This window comes from Serratia sp. 2C06 (assembly GCF_050037615.1).
In the GTDB taxonomy this organism is placed as follows: domain Bacteria; phylum Pseudomonadota; class Gammaproteobacteria; order Enterobacterales; family Enterobacteriaceae; genus Serratia; species Serratia ureilytica.
Genome location: NZ_CP188299.1, coordinates 3,105,623 through 3,121,168, shown reverse-complemented (window position 1 = coordinate 3,121,168; position 15,546 = coordinate 3,105,623). Strand labels below are relative to the sequence as shown.

25 protein-coding genes are annotated in these 15,546 nt (G+C 50.6%); 7 read left to right on the top strand and 18 right to left on the bottom strand.

The genetic code is table 11. From position 1 onward, the window contains the following. Window positions 1-27: 27 nt before the first annotated feature. Genes lysC through ACP3TA_RS15445 form a run of 4 tightly spaced genes read right to left on the bottom strand, consistent with a single transcriptional unit; the run spans window position 28 to window position 1,285 of the window. Complete coding sequence (gene lysC, locus ACP3TA_RS15460) at window positions 28-297, bottom strand: Rz1-like lysis system protein LysC (RefSeq protein ID WP_426784353.1); 270 nt, start codon at window positions 295-297, stop codon at window positions 28-30. Beyond that, window positions 182-568, bottom strand: coding sequence for a hypothetical protein (locus ACP3TA_RS15455; RefSeq protein ID WP_426784352.1), 387 nt, complete (start codon window positions 566-568; stop codon window positions 182-184). Before ACP3TA_RS15455 ends, lysC begins: the two co-directional genes overlap by 116 nt. Beyond that, on the bottom strand, window positions 565-1,059 hold the full coding sequence (locus ACP3TA_RS15450) for a lysozyme (RefSeq protein WP_426784351.1): 495 nt from the start codon (window positions 1,057-1,059) through the stop codon (window positions 565-567). The genes ACP3TA_RS15455 and ACP3TA_RS15450 overlap by 4 nt, the downstream gene beginning before the upstream one ends. Window positions 1,060-1,063: 4 nt before the next feature. Beyond that, on the bottom strand, window positions 1,064-1,285 hold the full coding sequence (locus tag ACP3TA_RS15445) for an HP1 family phage holin (protein ID WP_230554795.1): 222 nt from the start codon (window positions 1,283-1,285) through the stop codon (window positions 1,064-1,066). Between the two features lie 263 nt (window positions 1,286-1,548). Here ACP3TA_RS15445 and ACP3TA_RS15440 point away from each other — a divergent pair, with 263 nt between their 5' ends. After that, window positions 1,549-2,595: a nucleoid-associated protein gene (locus tag ACP3TA_RS15440; protein WP_420287050.1), complete on the top strand. Its 1,047-nt coding sequence runs from the start codon at window positions 1,549-1,551 to the stop codon at window positions 2,593-2,595. Next, a complete protein-coding gene (locus ACP3TA_RS15435; protein WP_426784350.1) occupies window positions 2,588-3,805 on the top strand; it encodes a hypothetical protein in 1,218 nt (405 codons plus the stop codon). The genes ACP3TA_RS15440 and ACP3TA_RS15435 overlap by 8 nt, the downstream gene beginning before the upstream one ends. Window positions 3,806-3,834: 29 nt before the next feature. Here the strand turns inward: ACP3TA_RS15435 and ACP3TA_RS15430 are convergent, their stop codons facing one another. The 13 genes from ACP3TA_RS15430 to ACP3TA_RS15370 all read right to left on the bottom strand — a co-directional run bounded on the left by ACP3TA_RS15430 (window position 3,835) and on the right by ACP3TA_RS15370 (window position 11,284). Next, window positions 3,835-4,197 (bottom strand): antiterminator Q family protein, encoded by a 363-nt coding sequence (locus ACP3TA_RS15430; RefSeq protein WP_420287048.1) that lies wholly within the window; start codon window positions 4,195-4,197, stop codon window positions 3,835-3,837. After that, window positions 4,194-4,478 carry a DUF1364 domain-containing protein gene (locus ACP3TA_RS15425; protein ID WP_426784349.1) on the bottom strand — a complete coding sequence of 95 codons (285 nt, stop codon included), beginning with the start codon at window positions 4,476-4,478 and terminating at the stop codon, window positions 4,194-4,196. The genes ACP3TA_RS15430 and ACP3TA_RS15425 overlap by 4 nt, the downstream gene beginning before the upstream one ends. Then, window positions 4,475-5,068, bottom strand: a complete 594-nt coding sequence (locus ACP3TA_RS15420; protein WP_426784348.1) for a DUF1367 family protein — start codon at window positions 5,066-5,068, stop codon at window positions 4,475-4,477. Before ACP3TA_RS15420 ends, ACP3TA_RS15425 begins: the two co-directional genes overlap by 4 nt. 70 nt (window positions 5,069-5,138) lie before the next feature. Further along, entirely contained in the window at window positions 5,139-5,327 is a 189-nt protein-coding gene (locus ACP3TA_RS15415) for a hypothetical protein (RefSeq protein ID WP_426784347.1), read from the bottom strand. A 145-nt stretch (window positions 5,328-5,472) separates the two neighbouring features. Next, window positions 5,473-6,003: an RloB domain-containing protein gene (locus ACP3TA_RS15410; RefSeq protein WP_142075367.1), complete on the bottom strand. Its 531-nt coding sequence runs from the start codon at window positions 6,001-6,003 to the stop codon at window positions 5,473-5,475. Beyond that, the gene (locus ACP3TA_RS15405) at window positions 6,000-7,283 is read right to left on the bottom strand and encodes an AAA family ATPase (protein ID WP_161707498.1); all 1,284 of its coding nucleotides are present in this window, start codon (window positions 7,281-7,283) and stop codon (window positions 6,000-6,002) included. Before ACP3TA_RS15405 ends, ACP3TA_RS15410 begins: the two co-directional genes overlap by 4 nt. 229 nt (window positions 7,284-7,512) lie before the next feature. After that, a complete protein-coding gene (locus ACP3TA_RS15400) occupies window positions 7,513-7,758 on the bottom strand; it encodes a hypothetical protein (protein WP_411261517.1) in 246 nt (81 codons plus the stop codon). 3 nt (window positions 7,759-7,761) lie between these two features. Further along, window positions 7,762-8,184, bottom strand: coding sequence for a hypothetical protein (locus tag ACP3TA_RS15395; protein WP_060433367.1), 423 nt, complete (start codon window positions 8,182-8,184; stop codon window positions 7,762-7,764). Between the two features lie 44 nt (window positions 8,185-8,228). After that, the gene (locus ACP3TA_RS15390; protein WP_342184811.1) at window positions 8,229-9,602 is read right to left on the bottom strand and encodes a replicative DNA helicase; all 1,374 of its coding nucleotides are present in this window, start codon (window positions 9,600-9,602) and stop codon (window positions 8,229-8,231) included. Beyond that, window positions 9,599-10,318 (bottom strand): helix-turn-helix domain-containing protein, encoded by a 720-nt coding sequence (locus tag ACP3TA_RS15385; RefSeq protein ID WP_342184812.1) that lies wholly within the window; start codon window positions 10,316-10,318, stop codon window positions 9,599-9,601. Before ACP3TA_RS15385 ends, ACP3TA_RS15390 begins: the two co-directional genes overlap by 4 nt. A gap of 2 nt (window positions 10,319-10,320) precedes the next feature. After that, on the bottom strand, window positions 10,321-10,539 hold the full coding sequence (locus ACP3TA_RS15380) for a hypothetical protein (RefSeq protein WP_164050530.1): 219 nt from the start codon (window positions 10,537-10,539) through the stop codon (window positions 10,321-10,323). A 23-nt stretch (window positions 10,540-10,562) separates the two neighbouring features. Beyond that, window positions 10,563-10,982, bottom strand: coding sequence for a toxin YdaT family protein (locus ACP3TA_RS15375; protein WP_426784346.1), 420 nt, complete (start codon window positions 10,980-10,982; stop codon window positions 10,563-10,565). 95 nt (window positions 10,983-11,077) lie between these two features. Beyond that, the gene (locus ACP3TA_RS15370; protein WP_047568252.1) at window positions 11,078-11,284 is read right to left on the bottom strand and encodes a Cro/CI family transcriptional regulator; all 207 of its coding nucleotides are present in this window, start codon (window positions 11,282-11,284) and stop codon (window positions 11,078-11,080) included. A gap of 80 nt (window positions 11,285-11,364) precedes the next feature. Here ACP3TA_RS15370 and ACP3TA_RS15365 point away from each other — a divergent pair, with 80 nt between their 5' ends. Then, entirely contained in the window at window positions 11,365-11,751 is a 387-nt protein-coding gene (locus ACP3TA_RS15365; protein WP_047568254.1) for a helix-turn-helix domain-containing protein, read from the top strand. Between the two features lie 3 nt (window positions 11,752-11,754). On the opposite strand, the gene ACP3TA_RS15360 is transcribed toward ACP3TA_RS15365, so the two are convergent. Continuing rightward, complete coding sequence (locus ACP3TA_RS15360; RefSeq protein WP_426784345.1) at window positions 11,755-12,099, bottom strand: hypothetical protein; 345 nt, start codon at window positions 12,097-12,099, stop codon at window positions 11,755-11,757. Window positions 12,100-12,247: 148 nt separating this feature from the next. Here ACP3TA_RS15360 and ACP3TA_RS15355 point away from each other — a divergent pair, with 148 nt between their 5' ends. The 4 genes from ACP3TA_RS15355 to ACP3TA_RS15340 are packed head-to-tail and all read left to right on the top strand — an operon-like array spanning window position 12,248 to window position 15,538. Then, the gene (locus tag ACP3TA_RS15355) at window positions 12,248-12,562 is read left to right on the top strand and encodes a hypothetical protein (RefSeq protein ID WP_060450646.1); all 315 of its coding nucleotides are present in this window, start codon (window positions 12,248-12,250) and stop codon (window positions 12,560-12,562) included. A gap of 10 nt (window positions 12,563-12,572) precedes the next feature. Then, entirely contained in the window at window positions 12,573-12,851 is a 279-nt protein-coding gene (locus tag ACP3TA_RS15350) for a hypothetical protein (RefSeq protein ID WP_077038961.1), read from the top strand. A 51-nt stretch (window positions 12,852-12,902) separates the two neighbouring features. After that, the gene (locus ACP3TA_RS15345) at window positions 12,903-15,041 is read left to right on the top strand and encodes a hypothetical protein (protein WP_426784344.1); all 2,139 of its coding nucleotides are present in this window, start codon (window positions 12,903-12,905) and stop codon (window positions 15,039-15,041) included. Then, a complete protein-coding gene (locus ACP3TA_RS15340; RefSeq protein WP_077038959.1) occupies window positions 15,038-15,538 on the top strand; it encodes a siphovirus Gp157 family protein in 501 nt (166 codons plus the stop codon). Before ACP3TA_RS15345 ends, ACP3TA_RS15340 begins: the two co-directional genes overlap by 4 nt. Window positions 15,539-15,546: the final 8 nt, after the last annotated feature.

Here is a 15,546-nt window from a genome sequence, read left to right as displayed (position 1 = left end):
CGGCGACGGCTCAGCGCTTTGGTATTTTCACCTTTTCGGCAAGGCGGCCCGCCAGGCATTCAGCGTGGCAATTCTGCCGGCACAAATTTTCAGTGAGGTTTGTAGTGCCAGCGTATAGCTGACGGCGTCGCCCCATGTGTCGCCGGCCATTTCTGGCTGCTCACACAGAGTGAAGGCTGATTCAGGGGGAAAGAGGATTAACGGCGCTGGGGGCTGTGCCGGTGGCCGGGCGCAAGAGCTCAAGCACAGCGGCAGGCAAAGGCTGACCAGCGCAGGGATCGTTTTTAATCGCTTCACGGTATTTCCTTTGGGCGGTGTCGTGCTGCTGGCGCAGCTGCTGCTCGCGTTGTTGCTGCGCCGCCATCAGCGCGCGATTCTGCGCATCTTGCGTCTGCAGAGTAGCTATCAGCCCGGCCTGTTGTGCCAACGTCTTCTGCTGTTCTGCAGCCTGTTGGCATGCCAACTGCAACCGGTGCGACAACAGCGAGCTGTAACCGCCAAGGCAGATAGCCACCAGCAAAAGAAGCGCCAGGCTGCCGCCGGCGATCTTGCTCATCCAGCCGTTCATGATTGGCTCCATGTGCAAACGGTGTTTTCGACTTCACGCCGGGTGATCAGCCCTTTCCATTCTTTGCCGCCGGCATACTTCCAGCGCTTCAGTTCACCGCACGCGCCGGCCGGGTCGTCGGCATTCAATTTTTTCAGCATCGTGGAGTCGATAAAAGCATACGGGCCGACGTTGTACGAGAACGAGTAAATAGCGGCGCGCTGGGTTTCCGTGGTTTTCACCTTGATCGAAGGATCGACAATCCGAGCAACTTTCTGCAGGTCAGATTTCAACAGCGCATCGCATTCTGCGTCGCGGTATCGCTTGCCGAGGATAATATCGGCGCCGGTATGTCCATCGCAGACCGTCAGAATGCCGACGACGTCGCGATAGGCCACATACCGCCGTCCCTCTAATCCATCGTGGCCGCCGAGCATTGCAGTGGCGATCGCAATCGCCCCGCCGCCACCTGTTATGGCAGCGACGATTTTGTTTCTCAATTGTGGGTTCATGGCATCACTCGCTCATCGCTTTATAGGCTGCTTTCGCGCGCTCTTTGTCATAACCTACAGCAGTGAGCTTATTGACCAATTTGCGTTTGTAGTACCAGTTCACTCCCGCGGTAAAAACGGCAACGAGGATCCCCACTAGTACGGCCCAATCTTGCAATGTCATGGCGCCAGCAGCGGCCAGAAGTGATGCAACCCAGTACGAGAGTTGGGAGCTGTATTTGTCCATTCTCATAACCTCCCCCTGCCGGGGCTTAGCCCGAACATCGGGTGGTAGAAACGAAAAAACCCCGCCGAAGCAGGGTTTCTGATTGAGTAAGCTACTTGACTACGATACCGCTCTTATCACGTTACAACACATTTTGCGTACGCGTTAGTTTTTTTCTTAGAGTTATTTCTTTATATTAAACATCATATCCCAAGCGTATCTTGGGGAAAGGTAGCCACACTAAATAATAACCATTCAAAATAGTTGACATGCTAAGGATTTTCATGACTAACCAGCAAGAACAGGAAGAAATTTTAATTCATCATTTAGTGATTCATGTAATGAATAAAGAGCAGCACGCGCATGCTGAGCTAGAGCCATCTCCAGATGAAAAAGCCGTCCGTGATGCATCAAGAAGATTAATAAAAGATATCACTGCTAAGTATTCTGGGCGAGCAGGAAAAGGTTATGGGCGATTCGAAGATGACCGTGATAGCTACCCCATGGGAAACATCGCTGATGACTATTACGTGAGTAAACGCCAGAATTTTTATGACATTAGTCTTAGAATGCTGAACCATTTATCTGACAGAGCAAATAGCGAGCAAATGTCGACAGGTGGTTATGTTTTAATTACTCACATTGAAAGTGATTCTAAAGAATATTTACTAGTTGCTCTTTTAACTGCCACTATAGGATCAACTGTAAGAAATTTTGATGTAGAGGACAGTGAGTATTTAGATATATCTAAACTCCGTGTCGCTGGACGTATAGATCTTACATCATGGACAGAGGGTAGAGAGAGATATATCAGTTTTCTGAAAGGTCAAAATTCAGTTTCTGCATACTTTAAAAAGTTCCTTGGGTGTAATGACATCCTAATAGCGAAAAAAGAAACCGAGAAATTAAGGGATGCTTTAAGGGAGTTTGTCCATGAGCAAAATTTAGAAGGTGAAGATAAAGAAGAATTTTTAAATCAAGCTCATACTCAGCTACAATCTTTGAGCAAAACAGGGACACCATTTGACATATTGACTTTCGCAAACGAATTATGGCCTTCGAACCCAGAGATTTTACTAGAAAAGTTATCTAATGATGAGCTTCAGCTATCAGATGGCTTTGTTCCAGATGGAAAAGTGATACGGGATCTGGTAAGCTTTAAAGGAAAATCACGGCACTGGACCTTGAAGTTTGATCGAGAAGCTTTAGTTGATGGTTCTGTGACATATGATAAAGAAAATGACCGTTTGCTTTTATCACAAATCCCAGAACCGTTGAGAAATGAGCTTTTAGCCGAAACAGATGAGGAAGAAATAGAGGAAGATGTCTAGAAATTTTGAGCATTTGGTCCTGTTGTATAGGGACATAAAATTTGATAATTCAGAATTTTCTGAAGGCTCGCTCATTATTGATAGTCAACAAAAACTTGACATACTGCATGATATTCTTTCAGACGCAAATACTTACGGGCTTAACGTTGAATCAGGAGATGTAGCATTAGGTCAACGTGTTTTATTAAATGTGCGTTCACCACGTGTTAATGTCGGAAGAATATATCGCAATTTTTCTCATTTTTTGGAAAACCCAAAAAATAGAGTTAAAGAACCCAAGAACTACTATATTTTCAGTTTATCATATTACAACAAAGATATTCATGACTCTAATGTCATAAAACGATATAAACTGATACTAAAGTTCATTTCACTACTTAAAGAGAGCGAAGCTTATCTTGATGAGATAAATTGTGAGTTGGTTTACTTTGATAAAGATATAGTAAAAATTCCGTTAAACTACCAAGAGACTGACATTGATTCGCTTGATGAGAACTGTGTCAGTGAACTTTTTTCCAAATTTACGGAGGATACCCATAGAGATCAAAAACTAACTATTCTTGGCAATAGTGTGAAATCCATCTGTGGTGATTTCACTAGGGCGTCAGCATTTAGCAGCTTATTAAATGGAGTTGGGAAGTTAAAAGAAAGCTTTGACAAAGGATATAAAGCTTTTGTATCTGGGTTCTCTTATGAAAAGATAGTTGACCAGCTTAGGACAGCAAAAGTTGAAGAGATGGGTAAAATCCATAAAACATTTTCTGATATACAAAACCATATACTAGGCATTCCTGTAGCTACAGTAATCGTAGCTACTCAGTTAAAAGAGACCGCTTCCTGGAATGGTCAAGCAATTATCAACTCAGCGATAATGGCGGGAAGTATAATATTTGCGCTTCTTGTTTTGTTGGTATTATGCAACCAATTTCAAACATTAAATGCTATAAAAGAAGAAATAAAATATAAAAAAGCACAAATTGACAAGAATTATAGTTTATTATCCAAAGATGTTAGCGGAACTTTTAAAAGTTTATTCTGCAGGCTGCGCATACAAAAAACAGCAATGGTTATAATCGGTCTGATTTTGATATTTGGGGTCATACTTACTTTAGCAGCTTACTTATACTTTACAAAACCAGCCCTAGTTGATTTAATTAAAATATGGAAAGAGTTTTCATCCTCGCCCCTCCCCCATACAACTGGAAATTAACACCCACGTAAAAACATGGGTGTTAACTTTTAATATAACGCAATTTTTGTTTCTAAGACGCAAATCATACCCTGTATGAATCCTTCAGCCTTATACATTTCCTTACGAATGGTTCCATCCGAACACTTACGCATCTTAGCAATTTTGCGCAAAGAAATTCCGTAAACATGGTGCGCAATCACCAGGTCGTACTCGTCCGGCTTGTACTGCTTCAGCCTTGCCACACATCCATCGATCACCAACCCATCATCATCGCAGCAGGACAGTTTACCATTGGACGGGTGAGGCAATAGCCCCTTGAAACCTGCAGCGATTGGCGAATAATCAATGCCACTACTTTCTCGCGCCCACACACCCCAACGGGACAGCACTTCGTACATGTCCAATTTCATAGCTTTCCTTCCTTTCTCAAAATTTCTTGTGTGCGCATGACGCCTTCGGCGTGCATCAGTCGGGCGTCGTTCGCGTCGATAAGGCGCGTGCGGCGGTCTATTTCGTCGTGGCATGCGCTGCACGCCCACGCCGCCTGTGCGTCGTCTGGTTTTATTGCCGTGCCGCAGGTGCCAGCCAGTCGGTAATGTGCGGATACCGTGGTTTCTGGGTTGAAGTTGCAAACGCCGGGGATCCGCACCTGGCATTCTCGACCGCGAGCCTCTTTGGTTAATTTGCTCATGACGTGTACCCCATCAGCTGGGCGGCCGCGTTTTCTGCAGACTGTTGATCGGGGAAAGTGCGAAACAGGATGAAGTTCCAGAGCACATCAAGGACGGCTTTATAAAATTCGCCGAATTCGATGTCGTCCATTTTGGCGAACGAGATCGACTTTGGCTCATTACGAGTGGTTCCGTCAGGCATGACGAATTTGGTGGAGAAGCCCGCCTGAATAGTTACCCATGCCCGAAAAGCTTCGAATGACTTTGCGGCGCTAATATTCCCAGCTCGCTTTTCCGCTATATCCGCAAGATATTCATCGGCAGCGGCCTGCAACGCATCTTCACCGCCGGCGTAATATGCGAGGAATTTTACATACCCATTCACAAGCACTTTGTCTGTGGGGGATATGGCGCCACCGGTCGGCTGCCAGTAGTCGAAGCCGAGATTCAGCAACGAGAACAGCTTGCGGTGAAATGCCGGGTTTCTGGCCTGTTTGAAATCGGCGTATAAAACAGAGCCGACTTTTTTGGATCGCAGAAAATCTCTGGCATCTCGGGTCGCGGGTACCAGCAGATCACCTGCTGCTTTGATGTACGAATACTGCGCCATTGAATGTTCTCCAGTAGCGCAGCAGTTGCTCAGAATTCGAACGGGCTGGGTGTTCAGACCAGCCCGTTAATTATAGCGCGTTTCCATCAGGACTGACAACCGAATAACCTGCGGATTTTGCCAAATCAATCAACGCGTTAAAAGATGCTATGTGCTCGTTATCCTTAACGATGCGAGTGCCGGTTATGACTCCATTTTTGCAGGAGATAATCATTCTTCCAGTGCTGGGCAATGATTTAACTAAATCTTTAATATTCATCAATTAACTATCTCTTTATTGTGTACCGCAAATATATTGCACCACATAGCTGTACAAATAAACAGTAGCCGTCTTTGTATTATGCGTCAAACAAACGGCTTTCTGCATTCCTTTGCCGCAAGCCACTAACTATTATGACCTAATGTTACAAAATGAACATACCCCGTATCTCAGCGAATATTCTCGAGGAAGGATTTCTTTCATCATCGATGACAGACAAGAAAAATTCCTGTGTTAAATGTTCCTCGTACCATCTTTCGGTGATCACAAGATCCAAATTGTACAAATCTCTCATCTCTTGTTTAGCATGCTGAGAGTCTCTGATTTCCTTTGCAAAACCTTTGGATTTAAGTAGCAAGCCCTCAAGACAAAACGGTTTTGATTGGATAATTTGGATGTTCTTACGCTGCGAAATTTTAGCAACCTCTTGTGTTATAGCTATATCTGAATCAATGAACATATATTTTCTATCAAACTGGCCGGGGTAGTTAATTGCTCTATTTAATACCCCCCGAGGCCCACCACCGCCTGACTCATCAACTGTAACTCTCAACCCACCATCACGCTGAACAGTAAACCGCTTTATTCGCTCTAAGAACTTCTTATCAGATACCCCTTCACATACAATCAAAAATGTTTTATTTACTACCCGAAGCTTCCTTATCTTCTTGCTCATAGGTCAGGAACTCCACCAAATGCCCCCGACAAATATTTCGCAGCTAAGTTATCGTCGGCTCTTGCCTCCGAAGCAGGAAATTCATCCAATCTAAAGCATTCGCTGGTGTTGAATGTTTTTTCGCAAATTATAACTCTATTCTTGCCGAGATAGTTTATTAGCTCTGGCTTGTGGCATGCAAATATAAGCTGGGCACCATCAGGATTCGTTTCGCGATCGCTAAACAACTCAAGGATTGGCTTCACCATGTGTGGATGCAGATCATCCCCCAGTTCATCGATGAAACAATGCCCGCCTGTATCAAGAGTAGTGATTATGTCAAAAAGACGAACATAGGCACTTTGAGTCCCAGCAGACTCGAAATAGAATGGCAATTCAAATTTATGTCCATTTTCTAGAGAATGAATTCCAAAAAGATGATAACGTTCTTCTTTCTCGCCATTATCTCCAGTACCCTCTTCCTTCTCAATTCGAATGTCATCTAATCCTAAATCCCATTTTTTAAGTATATTCTTAACTCTCTCTAAAGAGTCTGGATTATCATAGAAAAACTCAGAGGCCTCTTCAATGTCACTATACTCATGATGATTACGGCCCAAAAACGTCACGTTAGACCGAGATGCCATGCACCGAGTTATATCATTAGCTAGTTCTACGCCAACACGACGAGCAGAGGACACTACGCTTGTATTACATGGTGTTCTTTTGCCTTCCTCTAAACCAAGAGGGAAAAGTTCACTTTTCTCTTTATAACTATACTTGAGTTTTTTCAAACATTCCTCAAGTCCCTTTTTGGATGGTTTCTTTTTTACTTCCTCCAAGTCGTTACTAAACTCATCGATAAAGCCTATATCAAGCTTTCTCTTAAAAATATAAACATACTTATTGTTCTCGTTTTTTTTGTATAGCGCTTCCTCTAAAATGAAAGCGGTACAAGAAATTAGTTCATACTTATAAAATTCACCATTAAGCATGAATTCAACAAATATCTCACAGCTATTATTAACCCCCCTATTAACAGGAATAAACATATCGTCACTTAATCTTTCAGGGATCTTCCAAAATAACCATGCAAGAAATGGTAACGGCTTTAAAAGAGTCGTTTTGCCAGAAGCATTAGCCCCCATGATTGCAGTAACCAAGTTTACTTTTTGTCCGCCTATGTCTCGCCACAACTCCCTGTGGGGATCACGGGAGGTAGTTGTCAGTTCGACCACCCCTCCTTCCTCCCCAAAGCTGCCAAAATTTTTCACACCGTATCGTAGGATTGCCGTATTCATAAGTACCCTTTTCATACATTTTTTTGTTCGAATTCAACCTAGACTAAGCTAGAAGAAGACAAAACGCTAGTTTTCCCGATGTGCCAATAACAAATGAACCGCCATTGACAAAAGGTCGCTCAATCCCGGGCCACCAGTAAAACGGTCACCGCCGCCACAACAGCCCTGAAAACTGCACACGCCCAGTACAGTCCCCCTGGGTTGCTTATCGCCCAGCCTTTGAAATGTGTCATTGTCCTTTCCCCTCGCTGCGCTCACGCCAGTAATTCAGGCGTGCTCTGAAATGTTCCCGGTATTGCTCCGGTGCCTCTTCAATCGCCACCAGCACCTTTGTGCGGGTGATCTTCCTCGCGAATAAATCGCGCACCAGGCCACAGGCGCGCAGGTCGAACTGCTCTAAATCGCGTTGTTCCTGCGTCCAGGCGCCTCGATTGAATGGCAGGCCGGGCGGTAGATAGTCCGATTGTCCGGCCATGGTTTATGCCCTCGATTCGGCCGCCAGACGGCGCATGACGTCTTTTTCACGTGGGGGTAACCCACTTGCCACGCTTTTCTGTATCTCGCGGCGTACGGCCGTTATAGGCTTCAGGATGTGCAACACCCGATCGAGGGGCATGCGGAGCATCAGCGCGATGCTTTCGGGAGAGCGCCCCAGGCGCTGCAGCTCGTAGATACCGGTCATCACCCGGCGTCCGTAGCTGATACGGTCACCGATTTTGACGATCGGGCCAGACTCGGCTGCCGGCCGGGCTACGCGCTGGGGTTTCGGAGGTGGGCAGTACGGCGCGCGCGAACGGGCGCGGGCCGCCTGGTTGATTCTGTCCATGATGGCCGGCAGGTGATCACAGCCGTCATCCATCACAAACCGCTTATCGCGGATCATTTCGTTGATAGTGCTCATGGTCTTTCCTCGTTTTGGTCGTTCAAGCGCTGGTCAGGCGCCGGTTAAAATGGTTTTGTCGCGTAACGTCGTTCTTTCGGTTTGGGTTGCTGTGCCTCCTTCTGGATGCGGGTTGCTTCCTGTGCCACTATCTGATCGCAGGCGACGAAGTGGCCGTTCTTAAACTCCTGGTAAACCGTGCCGCCGGGGCCGAATCGGTTTTTACCAACGATGATTTCCGCATAGCGCGCCGCCGGGCCGTCCGGGTTATAAACCCCGTCGCGGTACAGTAAGACAATGCTGTCGGCGTCCTGCTCAACCTTGCCGGATTCGCTGAGGTCGGACATTGTCGGTCGCCGAGCAGTGACCGGGCGATCATCAACTTTTCGCGATAACTGGCTCAGCGCCAGCACCGGCGTTTTGCTCCGCATGGCCATAGTTTTCAGGCTGCGGGAAATATGGCCCATGGCCAGATCATTTCGCTCTGCTTTTGGCTTGGCGATTAGGCCCAGATAATCGACCATGGCGACGGCCAGGTGCGGGTAGCGGCGTTTGTGGGTTTCGGTTATGGCGCGGATCTGGTCAACGTTCAGATCGGTCGCATCAACGATCCAGATATCGCGGTTATTCAGCACCTCCAGCGCCGTGTGTATCCGGCCCCAATCCTCGTCGCACAGCGATTCCGGCTTGCGCAGCTTCGACACGGACAGGTTTCCGGCCCCGGCGACGGAGCGCTCAACCATCTGCAGCGCCGCCATTTCCATGCTGAAAATCAACGCCCCGCCGCCGTCACGCGTAGCGCCCTCGATCACCTTCAACGCGAATTCGGTTTTACCCATGCCCGGGCGACCGGCTACCACAATCAGATCCTGCGGGTTCCAGCCGCCGGTGATCGCGTCCAGCTCAGCAATCCCGCTGTACAGGTTGCGCATTTCGGCGTCGCCCTTCATGCGGCGATCCATCAAATCCATGTAACCGCCCAGCAGCTCACCCAGATGCACCGGCACCACGCCGCCGGTATCGGCAGACATTTCGATCAGCTTGGTTACGGATGACTGGATCGCGGCGTCGCGCTGCTCTTGGTTTCTGGCGTTGCGGATACTGTCGGCGCCATCCTGCAGCAGCGTGGCCATCTGGCGGCTGCGCCAGCCCTTGGTTGCCAGCGACGCGAAGCCTTTCAGGTTGGCCAGCGTGCCAGGCATGCGGCTGATATCCACCAGCGGCGTAAGGCTGTCACCACCAAGCGCCTCACTGATCAGCACCACATCGATCACCCCGTGCGTCAGTGCCTGTTTTTTAATTTCCCGGTATGCCTCGCGGTAAAACCTTATGCTGAATGCGTCATCTGGCATGGTGGCGATCACGTCCAGCGCGTCAGGTGTGGCGCCACCAACCAGCAGGCCGCTCAGCACACATGCTTCCAGTTCCTGCGGAGTCATAGCGAACCCTCTCGGGTTTTAACCAGCACTTCGGAGCGGAGCAGGTAATCGAATCCGGCACGCCAGCCGCGGTTGTTATCGCCGAAGTAAAACGGCCCAGCAGTGTCAGCGAACGTCTCGAGGTAGGCTTTAACCGCGTCCAGAGTTGGCTCATGCAGTTCGCCCAGCAGGCGCTTGATTTGGCGTTTGCGCTTGTCGTTCAGCTCCTGCACCTTCGGCAGACGATCACCCAGGATTTCGTTGTAGGCGTCCGCCACGTCCTGATATTTAATTTTTGACTTATCCGGCGCGCCAGCGTCGTCCCCCTCCTGGGGGTTAGGGGGTATTGGTTCAATGACTGGTTCTAAACTGACTGATTCTGGGTGCAGCTCCTGCACCCTCCCCCCTGCAGCAGATGCACCCATGGGTGCAGGATTTGCACCATAAGGTGCAGGATTTGCACCATAGTTATTCAGCACTAAGTGGTAGATATTTGAGCGGTTCAGGCCGTTCTCGGCTTTGCGCTCTTCGATGCGCACCAGACCATCTTTGACCAGCTGCTGAATGTGATTTTGGGCGGAGCGCTTGGAGATTTCGCACTGCTCGGCGATGTACTGAACCGCCGGCCAGCACTCCCCCTGATCGTTGGCATTGTCGGCCAGTTTCAGCAGCACCAATTTGCGCAGCGGGTTGCCGACTTTGATTTTCATGGCCTGCACCATCATTTCCATGCTCATGATCAGATCCCCAGCGAGTCTGCAAGCTGGCGGCACGCGTCCTGGTACTGCTCCGGCGATAGGTTTTCTTCACGCAGCGCGGCCTTGCCCTGCTCGTATTTTTCCCAGACGGCATGCGCGGCAGCCTGGCGATCTTCAAATATCGGTCTGATATCTGCGGCGTCGGCGGGCATGCCATTCAGACGCCAGCCGTTCCGGTATGTGATGTGGTTGGCTTGCATTGGTCTTTCCTCGGTACAAAGTTTTACGCGGCGCTGGTCAGGCGCTGGGTTTCCTGCAGGGCGACAAGTGCGCCGGCAATGCGCTGCGGCGTGTCACAGGCGCCGAGCAGGATTGCGATAATCGCGGCGGCAAATTCTCGGATGGCCACCGAAAGCAAATACTGTTGAGTCGGGCCAGCCAGTCGGGCGCGCCGTTCCGCCGGCAGCGCGGCGAGCATGGCGTCGGCCAGCTCCTGCACCTTCTCACGCGCGGCTTTCGACTCGCTGCGCATGTGGCGAAATATCGCCTGCCGGTTGGTGTTTATCGCCCGCCAGTCGGCTGCGCCGGTTTCATCCTCGATCGGATACAGCCGAACCCGCTCACCGTCGGCGCCGAGCTGGAACCATGCGCGCGTGATCTCGATGGCAACGTGTTCCTGCCCCTGCTCCGCCGCCCAGCTCACGATCTCGTTTTTCAGTTTTTTCGATGTTTTCCACTTCGCGTCTCCTGTCGCTCGAAAACCAATTTTGCTTAATCGGATTTCGGTGGGGTTGGTTGTTAAGCTGCACCCTTGTTGACACCGTCGCGGTTTTGATAAAGCGCGGGATCGTATTTCAGGGCACCGTTAGTAATACGTTCAAGACGAGCGGCACGCCCTTCGGGAACAAGCTCGCCCCATGCGTAAACAGTTGGTTTTTTTACGCCGGCCGCAGCAGCCAGCCCTGCTTTAGTTTTGAAGAATGCGATTGCATCTGCGGTATACATACGGACACCTCTTGTTAGATTTGTCTAACAAACTAGATGTTCAGGATAACGAAGTCAAGAAAATTTAGAATAATCTAACTATGACATTACCCGGCGAGCGCATTCGTGCGCGAAGAAAAGAACTGAAACTCACCCAGCGCGCTCTTGCAAAGAACGTGCAGGTTGCCCACGTCACAATCTCGCAATGGGAGACGGGTGACAGTGAGCCAGGAGGGAAAAATCTATTTGCCCTCAGCAAGGCTTTACAATGCTCACCTACGTGGATTCTTTACGGAGATGAGAATCAGCAGCCAGGCGATCCAGTTGAGTTGCCGCGTCAACTCGATGAACGTGAAACTGAACTGCTGGATTTGTTTAAGGCATTACCAGAGTCTGAGAAAGAAGCCCACCTAGCCTCTCTTAGGGAAAAAGTCGATGGTCTAAACCGGCTGTTTGAAGAGCTGCTTCAAGCCAGAAAATCTCTATAAAAATTAACCCAATGTTTTCATGACGTTGGGTTTTTTATCGCTCATCTTGTTCGTTTTATCTAATTTTATGTTGACCACCAAGTTAGAATTATCTAAATTACTTTCCATCAACAGCGCACTAACCCTGCAGCGGTTGTTCAGAAATGTTCCGCCAGCCGGGCGATACGCGGCAAAGGATTTAAACGTGGTGGTCGTAACTTCGGGGCGTTGTTCTCGGCCACCACAACCCGAAAGACATTGCTGTGTGTAGTCTTTCGCCCCGCGCGCCGGGGCAATTTTTTCACCCAGCAAATTGAGGAAAGACCATCGGCCTGACCAGCCTGACAGCCGGGAAAGACCGGCAACCACCAGACGTAAAAAAACCCGCCGAAGCGGGTTCTTTTACCCCGGCGCCGACCAAAGCAACCGGGAATGATACAGGGGACCAACCCTGTATCGAGGAAAGACCAATAACCCATGGAGCTACTGATCAGCTCCGATTATATCAGGAGTCGCTATGAAAGCACTACAGATACCCGTCACGCTGTTTATCCATGCAACAACCTTCCCACTGACCGAAGGATTCGCGGTTGCCACCGCTGATATGACGTCATTCCGTGGTTATGTTCTGCTGGAAACCCGCCAAATCCACATCGACGTCAACCAGCCTGAGCCGATCGACATCATCGGGAAACAGGTTGAGGTGTTGCAGCTGGAAAAAGCCCGTCTGGCCGACGCCACTTACAAACGCATTGCCGAGATCGACGATCAGGTGCAGCAGCTGCTTTGCATTGAGCACTGCCCTATCGAAGCCGACGAACTGCCGTACTGAGGGCGTGGCCATGGATATCGAAACCCACAATCTGGGCGCAGAGCTGGCGCTGTGGCAACGCCATGATGAAACCGGGCAGCGCAACCAATTCGAAGCCGCAGCGACGCACGGTTATTCCGACGAGGCGATCGAGGTTTTCACCCACATCGACGGCACCGCCGCAGACACCCGCGACCGCCTGCTGATGGCCGTAATGATGGCGACGCCGGACACCATACAGCAGCGCCAGCGTGAGCTTTACAGCTGGTATTGCGACAACGTGAAAGCCGTATCGCGCGAGAAGTTTTAACCCACCCCGGCGCCTGACCAGCGCCGTTTTTAAACAGAGGAAAGACCCAAAATGCCTATCTACATTTCACTTTTTGAGCCTAAGAAAAAGGCTCAGGTTAACGGCGCCGTGCCGTTGGTGATCGCGTTGGAAGCGCCAAACAAGCGCGCGGCCGAAAGCATCGCCACCGGCAAACTGTATGAAGCCTACCCGGAGGGAGGCGACAACTTCTTCAATCCGAAAACTGTCGAAGACCAAACCGGCCACCCTCGTCCGGCTATTGGCCAGTTCGATGAAAAGTTTGCCGCTGAGAACACTTTCGACGGCAACGCATGGACGCCAAAAGAGCCTGAGCCGGAAGTTCCACCCGGCCCGGTCGATTTGATGGCGCAGCCTGCGGATATTCGGATCGCCGCCGTCGTCATGTACTGCAACACCGAGATCGATAACCATCAACTGTCGATGGCTGCGGATTTCATCGACGACGAAGAAACCCCGGACGATACCGGCATGCGCGACCTGATCACTGGCCTGCAGTCGGTAAAAGCGGTCGGTGCAATGTCACCCGAGGCGATTTTGCGGCTGGCGCAGGCTGTCATTCAGAGCTTTGGGGATGATATGCCGTCGCATGACGATGTTGTCGAGTTTGCTCAGGCCTGGGTGGATAATCCGCGCGATCGCGAAAACCTTACTCAAACCAGCACCAGCACCGACAATGCCGGCGGCGCGGCCGACTACAACACCCTGAGCATGCACACGGCGTTATCGATCATGGGCGTTAATCCTGCAGAGGCGAAAGCGGCCGACGTGAAGAACGCCAAAGAGATTATCGCAAACCGCGATAACGCTTGGCGCGCGTGGGACAAAACGCTGCGTGTGATCGTCGGCATTCTCAACGTCGAAACCGACGTGCGCCATGGCATCATTTCCGACGGTCTGAAAAACCTCAAGCTGATCAGCGACGATGCAGAACGTCTGCACTTCGTGAAATCGCGCCTCGCTGGTCACACTGCATGCCCAGCGCTGGATTCCTACGGCAAGAACCCACCACCGGTATCAGTGGAAAATCTCGGCGGCGGCCGCTTCTCTATCGAAGGTCTGATCGGCAGCGGTGAGCAGCAGCATGCGGATCCAGACACGGCGCAATCTACCACCTCAAATCAGGGTGTAAAAACAGAAGTAGCGCAGCAGCAAGTTACCGACGCTGCGGCGGCGCAGGCCAAGCAGCAACTGGATCAGATGGGCTATGGCGTTTACGCCAACGCACCGGCGGAGAAATCCCCGCAACTGCAGCAGGCGGAAGAAAACGCCGACCGCGCCGAAGCTCTGGCGCAGCAACTGAAAGCCGACGATTTCCAACAGCGCGCCGCGCAGGTTGAGCAGGTAATCGCAGAACAATCAGCAGAAGATAGCGACAACCTCGGCATTTGGAACCGCGTTTATAAGACCGATGCCAAGTTTACCAAGGCATTCAGCAATAACGGCGGCGGAACATCGATCAACGGCACCTACATGGTGATGCAGGCCACCAAAGTATTCGGGCCACAGGGCATTAACTGGGGTGTAGAAATCATCGAAGAGCGTTTCGATAACGGCGCTCCAATCATGCGATCGGTGAAGCAGCAGGACGGGAACTTTATTCAAGAGATCATTCCGAACGGCGCCGGCGGTTATCTGTGTGAGGTAAACCACACCGTGAAAATCCGCCTGTGGTACAAGCACAGCGGTAAGACTGGCGAGGTGATCGCTTATGGCTGCACGCCATACGTTTACAAGAGCAAAAACGGTCCACTCAGCGACGGTGAAGCCCCGAAAAAATCTCTTACAGACGCCACCAAAAAAGCTCTGTCACAACTCGGTTTCTCCGCCGACGTGTTCCTCGGACTGTACGACGATCTGACCTACCGCCAGGAGAACGATGCAGAATTCGCGCTCAAGAACGCCAGCGAGAAAGCCGAGGGCGTAACCCGTATGCGCGAAGAGCTGGACGAGCATCTGGCGAAAGTCGCCGAGACTCTCAAAGGTGCGGTTACAGCCAATGAGGCGACCAAGGTTCACGGTTCTGTCGCTCGTGAGATTGAAGCCCATCGCAAGGCCGCCGACGGCAAAGGCGATAAAGAGTTTGCCCAATACCTGGCCGGCCGCCTGCGCCGCCTCACCGCCCTGAAAGATGAACGCATCGCCGCACTGACCGAGGAGAAAGCATCATGAGCATTAACGCCATTGCATTAGCAGCTGATTACGCCAAGTTTCAGGAGCTGATCGAAACCTCCGACGATCTGACGCCGGAGATGATCGCCGACACGCTGGAGGGTATCGAGGGGGCGCTCGGCGACAAACTGGACGCGGCTTTTATCCACGTTCGTAATATCGAGGGGCAAGCCGACACGCTGGCGGCTGAAATCAAACGCCTGACAGACCGTAAAAAATCATTCGAGAACCGCGCCAAGTCGATCCGCAAGTATGTGCTGGCGTGCCTGCTGGCCAGCGGCCAGGGCTCCATTAAAACCACCGCAAATACCTTCACGGCGCGCAAAGGATCCGCCGGTGTGGTGGTCGACAATGCCGACCTGTTGCCGGATGAACTGGTGACGGTGCAAACGGTGGTAGCGCCGGACAAGAAAGCCATCAAAGAGGCAATCGAGAACGGCGTGGAAGTCAAAGGCGCGCATATCGAAATCGGCGAACCGTCGCTGCAGGTGCGTTAATCATCCGG